The sequence below is a fragment of the Sphaerotilus sp. genome (assembly GCF_041083715.1).
Lineage (GTDB): Bacteria > Pseudomonadota > Gammaproteobacteria > Burkholderiales > Burkholderiaceae_C > Sphaerotilus.
In genome coordinates this window covers 1-9,108 of the sequence record NZ_JBFPGY010000201.1, presented here as the reverse complement: position 1 = coordinate 9,108, position 9,108 = coordinate 1, and the positions used below count along the sequence as shown (strand labels likewise).

The window sequence follows — 9,108 nt, the reverse complement described above, 5'->3', positions numbered from 1 at the left end:
ACCAGCTCGGCGCTGCCGCCGTCCGCCGGCACGCTGGCGGTGACCTCGGCCGACTCGGGCGCGCTGACCATGCCCGGCGCCTTGACAACGGCAAACTGGCCTGACAGCGTCCCGATTCCGTCCAGACCCAGGGTCAGCGCGCCGGCCAGCTCCAGCGTGTCCTGGTTGAAGCGCGCGCTCAGGCGACCAGTGACCGACAGTGCACCGACACCGCCGAGTTCACCGGCACCCGTCAGCTCGCCACTGTTGTGCCCGTCCGGACCAAAGACCAGCGTGCCGGCCGCATCCACGATGCGGGCCTGGGCCGAGCCGGCCTGGAGCGTGACCTGCGCATGGCTGGCCGTCAGCACCCAGCTGCGCGTGCCGTCGCTGTTGCGCTGCAGGCTGATCTGGAATTCGCCGCCGATGCTGGCGTTGCCGATCTGCAGCACCGCGTTGGCCGCCAGCGCGAACTGCGCAGCAGCCTCGTCCAGCACCAGGGCCTGGCTGTCGGACAACTGCACCCCGCGCGCGGACTTCGACCAGTCGATCACCGGCGCATCCAGCGGCAGCAGCGTGTCACCGCTGGCATCGGCACTGGGCGCCAGAGCCCGGTTGATCTCGAAACGGGCCTGCTGCACATCCGCCATGGCAAAGCCAGCCGCCGACAGGCTGGCCCCGCCGACCAGGGCCGTGCTGCCGAGCCAGCGGCGCTGGGCGCCACCCTGCTCGGTGGCCACCACCATGGCCAGATCGACCTGGGTCAGGCCCATGCCGACGCTGGCCGCCTGCACCTGGGCCGCCAGCCCCCGGCCACCGATCAGCAGCGTGTCGACCGTGGCCTGGCTGCCATCGCTGAGCGTCACGGCCTGTGCGGGTCGCGACTCGACGAACATCTCGCCTTGGACGCTGAAGGCCCCGGCGACCACCGCGCGTGCCTGGCCACGCAAGCGGAACTCGTCGCCCAGCAGGTTCAGTCCCGCCCAGCCGTCGGCCGTGGCCACCGCCGTGTCCAGCGCCACCCCCAGGTGATTGACGGCCAGCGTCATCCGGCTGGCCGACAGCTCGACACCCTGGACGCCGGTGAGGGCCGTCGCCCCATCGATCTGCACCGCGTAACGCAACCCTCCCGCAGACTGCTGCAGCAGCACGGCTCCGTGTCCATCGGACAAGTTCGCTCCGACACCACCGAGCGTGACCTGCGCGCTCAGATGGTCGATGCCGATGGCCAGCCGCTGCTGGGCGGCCGTGCCGACACCGTCGGTGCGCGACTCGATGCGCAGCCTGCCGTCGATGGCACCCAGGCCACCGATCACCAGATGGCCCTGGTCGATCACCACCGCAGCGCCGGGACGCTCGTCGCTGAAGGCCAAGGCCACGCGGGCGCCGTTCGGCAACGTGATCTGTTCGTCGAGGGCCCGACCAAGGTGGTTGATTTCCACCCGCCCGCCGGCGTCCAGGGTGACCCCCGCCAAGCCGCTGGCAGCGACCCGTCCGTCGGCCACCAGGGCATAACCACCCTGCCCCAGCGCATCCGTGCCCAGAACCAGGGCGAGGTTGGCACTGCGGAGGTCCACGGCACCGGCCGTGCCGCCGATGTGCGCGGAGACGTCGCCAGCACCGATCACCAGCCGCTCGCCATCGGCACTGACCGAACGGGCCACCGACACCTGCCCCGACAGACTGCCGAAACCGCGGACACCGACCAGTGCCTGGCCTGCGAGCGTCATGGCCCCATCGGTGCCGAAGGTGGCCGCGCCAGCGCCGCTCAGCGTCAGACCATCCACGCCATCCAGAGCGAGGAAGCCCGACAGCGAGCCGCTGCGGCTGCGGTCCGCGTTCAGCCGGAATTGACCCGTACCCTGGCTCAGGCGCACCAGTGCCGGCCCGGCCGCCAGCACGATCTCGACATCGGCGGCATCCACGCGCCAGAACGGTCCGGACCGGTCCAGCGTGAAGTTCAGTTGTCCGGCGATGCGACTGTCACCGACCTGGAGGCTGCCGCTCACAGGCAGGACGAACACGTCGCCCACCTGATCGAGCACGAAGCGGCGCCCGCTCGCCAGCGAGAACTGGCGCGTCGTCGACCAGTCCAGGGTGGCGCCTTCGGCGAGCGCATCGGCGCTGACGGCGCGGTTGAGCGACCACTGGGCCGAACCCACGGCATCGATGCCGTAGCCGCCGACGGTGAGCGACGACATGGCACCGCGCGTGGTCAGCCAGGACCGGGTTCCACCTTCCTCGCGGGCATAGACCAGGGCCATGTCGGCACCCGCCACCACCGCATCCAGGCCGCTTGCGCCGGACAGGGTGGCTCCAACCCTGGAGCCGGACAGCGCATATTCCAGCAGGGCCACCGTGCGGCCGTTGGACAGCACGCGGGTGGTGTGCGAGACCTCCAGCGTCAGGTCGCCCACCAGGCTGATCACGCCATCGATCCGGGCCGTGAAGCGGCCGGACAGGCGTGTGGTCTGGGCCGGCACGTCCAGCAGCAGCGTGGCACCCGTGCTGGGCACTTCCAGACCCAGGGCCTGGGCGCTCGGGTTGGCAACCAGGCGGATCTGCTCACCCGTCAATGTCAAGGCTGAATCGACCGCCACCCGCACATCGGCCTGCCCCGCCAGGGCCCAGCTCGACCGGGCCACCCCGGTGCCATCGGCCGGTGTCGTGGTCGCCAGCATCAGCGCCAACTCGCCGTTGCTGAGCGCCAGCTGGGCGTTGCCCAACTGCACATCGGCCGACAGGGCGCGCACGCCCACCAGCAGATCCTGCTCGACCGTGTCGGTCCCGGCCACAGTGCGGGTCCCGAAGGCGAAGTCGCCCCGCAGCTCGCCCAGGCCATCAATGGCCAGCCGCGCGCCCCGGGCCTCGAAATGCGGCGCCTGATCGGTGCTGTCGATGACCAGCGTCACCGGCTGGGACTGGCCGGCCGGGGTGAAGCTCAGGTTGACGGGCTGGCCTGTGGTGTTGGCCACGACACCCAGTGCGCCGGTGAAACTGCTGCCAGGCGCCCCCTGGAGGACACCGACGCCACTGGCCTGCAGGGCATACCCCTGCGGTGTGATCGCCATGGCCAGCGCCCCCTCCGACCACGACAGCGACGCGCCACGCGACGCATCGCCCAGCCGCGCCGACACCCCCGACGCCGAGACCAGCACGGCCCCCGTATCGGTGGACCTCGTCACCGAGAACTGGCCACTCAGACCGCCGCCGCCGGCCAGGTCCAGACGCCCCTGGGCGCTGAAATCGACCACGGTGGAGCTGCCCGTGGTGGTCAGGGCGCCGGTCAGGTGATCCAGCGCACCGGTCACGCCCCCCACCGACCAGCTCGCGGCGGCATCATGGGCCGCGATGCGGGTTTCGACACCGCCACCGGCCAGAGGAGCCACCGACAGATCCCAGCTGCCGCTGAAGTGCAGCCCGGGGAGGTCCAGGGCCGCGTTGATCTGCAGACCGCTGACGGCCACTGCATTGACGGACGCACTCAACCATCGGTCAAGCACCGCCTGCATTTGCAGGTCAGGATCCAGCGTCAACCCGGTCAAACCGGCCAACGGGGTGGCGACCAACTGCAGCCGATCAGCCAGATAAACCGGCTTCATGAACAGCCCGTTGCCAGCATACAAACCCTGGTATGCGGTGAAACTTCCCGTTCGCTCCTGCCATTTCAGAATATCGAATACCTGCCCAGCGACAGGTCTGAAATCATCCATGCACTGGAGTGACAGTGTCCCGCCCAGTACCGCGCGGCCATGGATATCCATCTGGTCATGGCCGTTGAGCGGATCGGCCACCGAGCCACCCGGTGTCATGCCGCCGATTTCCAGGGCGACCACTCCGGTGCCGGCCTGCTCGAATCCTGACAGCGTGACCACCCCAGGCGACGGGCTGCCCGCATTGCCCGGCGCCACGACACCGGCATTGACCACCGTGCCCGACAGCGTCCCCGATCCGATCAGCGTCTGGTCCGCAGCGAGAGCCAGACGGCCGTTCACCAGTGACTGCGTGGTGACCGACTGATCGGGCCTGCCAGACGATTGCAGCGCCAAGGGCACTTGTGCGGCCACCGCCACCAGCCCGGAGCCTCCCGCGTTCGTCGCCAGCGTGGGTGCAGCCGCCACGGTCGTGGCCGTGCCACCACCACTGGTCAGCGGATCCATGACAGGCAAGTCACCCGCGAGCAGCACCCGCTGCTCCAGCGTCTCCAATCCGATGCGAGTCACCTTTGACAGGGAAACGGAGTCGAGAGACGTCTGGTTTGCACGGGATTTCGTCATGGTGTTCGCGAATAGATTGTCTTTAAGGGGAATACCCCCTCGAATGCGTGACTTTTTCTCGCAAAGATCCGAATGGCACGTTTCGAACCTGGGCAAATTGGACAAATGACACGAGAGAGTTTCTCTCTCTGGAATCAAGCTCGAAATTCCATGGCATTGCCCAATCAGCCATTTGCTGATCGACCATTCTTATGCAATCAGAGGATCCAATCTCTCGATCTGTTTTTTCAAATCGAGTAAGAATCACGCCTCGCCGAGATGACAGACGAGGTGGCGGTTTCCATTCCCGTGGGACCATGCCGCCACCTGCCCGGCTATCGCTCGGAGGCTCGACCGCGGCCTGTGCCGCCATGCGCACCAGAGAGTGGGCGTCGTCGTGGTGGATCAGTCGATCTGCAGGAACACGCGCCCGCCTTCGACCTTGACCGGGTAGCTGCGCAGCGGCGCTGTGACGGGTGCGCACGTCGGCTGGCCGTCGCGCACGTCGAACTTGCCCTGGTGCAGCGGGCACTCGATCTCGTGGCCATCCAGGAAGCCGTCGCACAGGCGTGCGCGGCCGTGGGTGCAGAGGTTGTCGGTGGCGTAGACGGCCTCACCGACGGTGTAGACCGCGACGTCGCGGCCTGCAACGGCCACGCCCATCACGTCGTCTTCGGGCAGGTCGTCGGCGGACAGGGCATCGACCCAGTTGGTGGTGCTCATGAATACCTCGGTTCGGTTGGGTGCGGGTCAGGTCAGATCGGGTAGATGATGGAATTCGGGATCATCTCGGAGTCGTAGATGCACTCGCGCGAGGCGAACTTCAGCCCCGCCGGCGTGCGCACCACGACATCCAGGTAACGCCCGGTGTTGAACACCGTCGAGGCGTCCGACAGCTTGGTGCGGAACACCGCGTAGTTGGCCTCACAGCGCCAACGCCCGTCCTCGACCTCGCGCAGCACGGGCGCACCGACGACATGCCGCTGGTAGTACGGGTCGTGGAACAGCGTCTCCTGGATGCCGTAGACGCGGTCCTTCAGCATGCCCTTGCTCGTGAACGCCAGCGTGGCCAGCGGGAAGCCGCGCTCGTGGTTCTCGCGCGGCTGCAGCCGGTAGATGCAGTCATCGGTGAAGAATTCGGGCCAGAGGTCCCAATGCCCGGAATCGACGGCGCTGGAATAATCGGCGTAGAGCTGCGTCAGCGCGAACCAGTCTTCGAAGGTGAGAGGAGTCGTCGTCGTGGTCGTCATGGCTCAGGCCTCCATCACGGTGCGCCAGTAGCGGTACATGCCCCGGATCAGCGTCTCGGTGACCATGTGCTCGGTGTTCTCCACGTCGCGCCCGCCGAGTTCGGCCACAGCACGGTGGAAAGGCTTGCTCTCGAACGCCTGCTGCGAGAACTCGATGACCTCGCCGTCGTCGGCCGAGACGAAGCCCGCAGGCCCGAACAGGTTGGCCTGGGTCAGGCGCCGGTTCGTCATCTCCTCGGTGTCGTCCTCGAAGCCGAAGTGGGTCCAGACGAAGTCGAAGCTGCCGTGGCCGTCGGGCTGGATGTGGCGGGTGGAAACGCTGTTGACCTGCTGCTGCAGGATCACGCTCGGGAAGATGGTCGTCATCACCGCGGTCGGGCCGTTCCACCAGGGCTCGGGCACGATGTCGATGAACTTCGGGTCGTGGAGCTTCATCTCCTCCTTGAAGCTCGACACCTGCGTCACCTGCCCGGCCTTGCCGGCGGAACCGCGGGTGGAGACCATCGCGGCGTGGCGGTGCCGGTCGTCCATGCGCAGCTGCGACTTGTTGTCGGCGCGCCAGAGCCCGAAGGTGACGAACCAGGTGTGCAGCAGGCCCGGGTGGTACGGGTCCTTGATGTTCTCCTGCATCAGCTTCCAGTTGCCAGGGATGCGCTGGCGGTTGTAGCCAAGGATCTTCAGTTGCCGGCCGTTGAAGAGCCGGTCGAAGTAGCCCAGGATGGTCGGGCCGAGGTAGTCCTCCAGCGACTCGACCTCGTGGTCGAAAGAAGCGAAGACCACCCCGCCGCGCACGGCCACCTTCAGCTTGGTCAGGTTGTGGTCGCTGGTCTTGAAGTCCGACGGCATGCCGCCGTTGACCTTGCCATCCTGCTTGACGCCACGGCGGAACGGCACGCCCTGCAGGTCACCCTGGAGCGTGTAGCTCCACTGGTGGTAGGGGCAGACGAAGTCCTTGCGGTTGCCGTGGCGCTCGCGGCAGAAGCGCATGCCGCGGTGGGCGCAGACGTTCTCGACCACGTAGATGCCGCCGTCGGCGTCACGCGCCATGATGACCGAACGCTCGCCGATGACCGTGCGCTTGAAGTCGCCCGTATCCGACACTTCGGCCTCCAGACCCACGTAGCACCAGTGGGACCGGTAGAAGAAGCGTTCCAGCTCGCGCCGGTAGATCTCCTCGCTGGTGTAGGCGAGGAAGGGAATCCGATGCGTGCCGTCGCCCTCCCAGGTCAGTTCGCTCGGGAAGAGCGTCGATGCCGTTGATGTCTCGCTCATGTCCATTCCATTTCTCCTGAAGTTCAGGTTCGTTGACTCGTTTCAGACGCCGAGGTAACCCGCCAGCGCCATGGCGACAAGGGTGCGGGTGAAGCAGGGCGTCACGTCTTGTCTCCTGGCGATGGCTGTCAGCCCTGAACCCGGACCTCGATGGTCCCGAGTCCCTGGATCTCGCCGTGCATCGTGTCACCCACCACCACGGCGTTCACGCCCTCGGGGGTGCCGGTCATGATGATGTCGCCTGGCGCCAGTGCCTCGTACTCGGACAGGTAGGCGACGCACTCGGAGACGGACCAGAGTAGTTCCGCGTCTTGGGCGATGCGGGGCCTTGGATATCAAGTCAAGTGCCTTGGGCGTAGAACGCATCGGCATGGATGTACGCGACCTCGATGCCCTTGCAGCGCGCCACCACCGTGACCGCCTCGACCATCGGCGGCGAGCCGCACAGGTAGGCGCGCCAGCCGGCCAGATCACCGTGGTCCTGCTCGATGGCGTCGGTGACCAGGCCGCAGCGCTGCGTCGCCAGGTCTCCGCCAGACGCCACGACCACGTGCACGTTCAGGGCGGGGTGCACCCGCTGCAGGGCTTCGAGCGCCGGCAGGCCGTAGACATCGCGTGGCGAGCGCACACCGAAGTACAGGTCGATCGGGTTCGCCATGCCCTGCGCGACCACGCCGCGCAGGATCGACAGGATCGGCGCCAGCCCCGTGCCGCCGGCGACGCAGAGCATCGGCCCGTCGTGCTGGCGGCGCAGGTAGGCCGAGCCGAGCGGGCCGCTGACCCGGACGGTGTCGCCCACCTTCAGGTCATGGGCGATGTAGCCAGTCACGCGCCCGTCCGGCACCAGCCGGACATGGAACTCGAACACCTCGTCGCCGCGCAGTCCGGCCATCGAGTACGGCCGGATGTGCTGGGGCGTGAACTGCAGTTGCACGTACTGCCCGGGCGAAAACTCGATCGGTTTGACGGGACGTACCACGAGGCGCCGGATGTCGTGCGTCAGCGCCTCGATGGCGACGACGGTGCCCTTGACGATGCGCGCTGGATGCACCACGACCTCGTCGGGCTCCGGGATCTCGATCGTGCAGGGCTCGGTGAGGTAGGTCTGGCAGGCGAGCACGTAGCCCTCGCCACTGGCGAGCGGGTTCTGCTGCTGACCGCCGCCGTCCATCACCTCGCCTTCCAGCACACGGCAGCGGCAGGTGCCGCAGCGCCCCGCCATGCACGAATAGGACATCGGCACCTGGGCCTCCTGCAGGGCCTGGAGCAGGTTGGTGCCGGGTTGGACCCGGATGACGCGATCGAGGGGTTGAACGAGGATGTCCATGGCAGCTTCGGTGTGGTGAGCCGCATCATTCCCGCTTTGCCTAGATCAGCCAATAGAATCCAGTGAATGTGATGCATCACTGAGAATGATGAAACCATGGAACTGAGGGACATCGATCTCAACCAGCTGGTGGTGTTCCAGCAGCTGATGGTCGAGCGGCGCGTGTCGAAGGTGGCCGAGAACCTGGGCCTGACGCAGCCGGCGGTCAGCAACACGCTGGCCAAGCTGCGGCGGCAGTTCGGCGACGACCTGTTCGTGCGCACGCCGGCGGGCATGATGCCGACCCCCTTTGCCGAGCAGCTTGGCGACACCATCGGCTATGCGCTCGGCATGATCCACAGCGGCCTGAACCAGCACAGCCGCTTCGACCCGGCAAGCGTGAAGCGGGCCGTGACGATCGGCATGACCGACATCGGCGAGATCGTGTTCCTGCCCAGGCTGCTCGAACGCTTGCGCCAGGAGGCACCCGGTGTCTCGCTCGGCACGGTGCGCACCACGGCCACGACCCTGCGCGACGACATGGAAGCCGGCAAGGTGGACCTCGCCATCGGACCGCTGCCGCAGCTCAAGGCCGGCTTCTTCCAGCGGCGCCTGTTCCGCCAGCGCTACGTGTGCCTGTTCCGGCAGCAGCATCCGCTGGACCAGCCCGGGCGGCCCCTGACCCTCGCCGACTTCAAGGCCGCCGAGCACCTCGTCATCGTGTCGGCCGGCACCGGACACGGCAAGGTCGACGAGCTGATCCGGCGCGCCGGGGTGGAGCGCACGGTGCGGCTGACCGTGCCGCACTTCGTCAGCGTCGGCCACATCCTGCGGCACACGGACATGGTCGCGACCGTGACGGAGCGGCTGGCCGAGAGCCTGGTCGAGCCGTTCGGGCTGACCTGCCGGCCGCATCCGGTCGTGCTGCCCGAGGTGGCGATCAACGTGTTCTGGCACGCCAAGGTGCACCGCTCGCCGGTCCACCAGTGGCTGCGCGGGCTGGTCTTCGACCTGTTCGGCGAAGACCCTGTCTCTTATACACATC

7 protein-coding genes are annotated in these 9,108 nt (G+C 67.4%); 1 reads left to right on the top strand and 6 read right to left on the bottom strand.

Annotation, left to right across the window (positions count from 1 at the left end):
- From AB3X43_RS09020 to AB3X43_RS08995, 6 genes are all read right to left on the bottom strand, one after another.
- Positions 1–4,202: LEPR-XLL domain-containing protein (locus AB3X43_RS09020; protein WP_369429510.1), on the bottom strand; the 4,202-nt coding region annotated here is incomplete at its 3' end.
- 438 nt (positions 4,203–4,640) lie between these two features.
- On the bottom strand, positions 4,641–4,958 hold the full coding sequence (locus AB3X43_RS09015; protein WP_369429509.1) for a non-heme iron oxygenase ferredoxin subunit: 318 nt from the start codon (positions 4,956–4,958) through the stop codon (positions 4,641–4,643).
- Between the two features lie 32 nt (positions 4,959–4,990).
- Entirely contained in the window at positions 4,991–5,485 is a 495-nt protein-coding gene (locus AB3X43_RS09010; RefSeq protein WP_369429508.1) for an aromatic-ring-hydroxylating dioxygenase subunit beta, read from the bottom strand.
- Positions 5,486–5,488: 3 nt separating this feature from the next.
- The gene (locus tag AB3X43_RS09005; protein ID WP_369429507.1) at positions 5,489–6,757 is read right to left on the bottom strand and encodes an aromatic ring-hydroxylating dioxygenase subunit alpha; all 1,269 of its coding nucleotides are present in this window, start codon (positions 6,755–6,757) and stop codon (positions 5,489–5,491) included.
- A gap of 128 nt (positions 6,758–6,885) precedes the next feature.
- The gene (locus AB3X43_RS09000; RefSeq protein ID WP_369429511.1) at positions 6,886–7,077 is read right to left on the bottom strand and encodes a fumarylacetoacetate hydrolase family protein; all 192 of its coding nucleotides are present in this window, start codon (positions 7,075–7,077) and stop codon (positions 6,886–6,888) included.
- Between the two features lie 20 nt (positions 7,078–7,097).
- Positions 7,098–8,084 carry a 2Fe-2S iron-sulfur cluster-binding protein gene (locus AB3X43_RS08995; protein ID WP_369429506.1) on the bottom strand — a complete coding sequence of 329 codons (987 nt, stop codon included), beginning with the start codon at positions 8,082–8,084 and terminating at the stop codon, positions 7,098–7,100.
- Between the two features lie 96 nt (positions 8,085–8,180).
- On the opposite strand from AB3X43_RS08995, the gene AB3X43_RS08990 reads away from it, so the two are divergent.
- On the top strand, positions 8,181–9,108 hold a 928-nt coding region (locus AB3X43_RS08990), incomplete at its 3' end, for a LysR family transcriptional regulator (protein WP_369429505.1).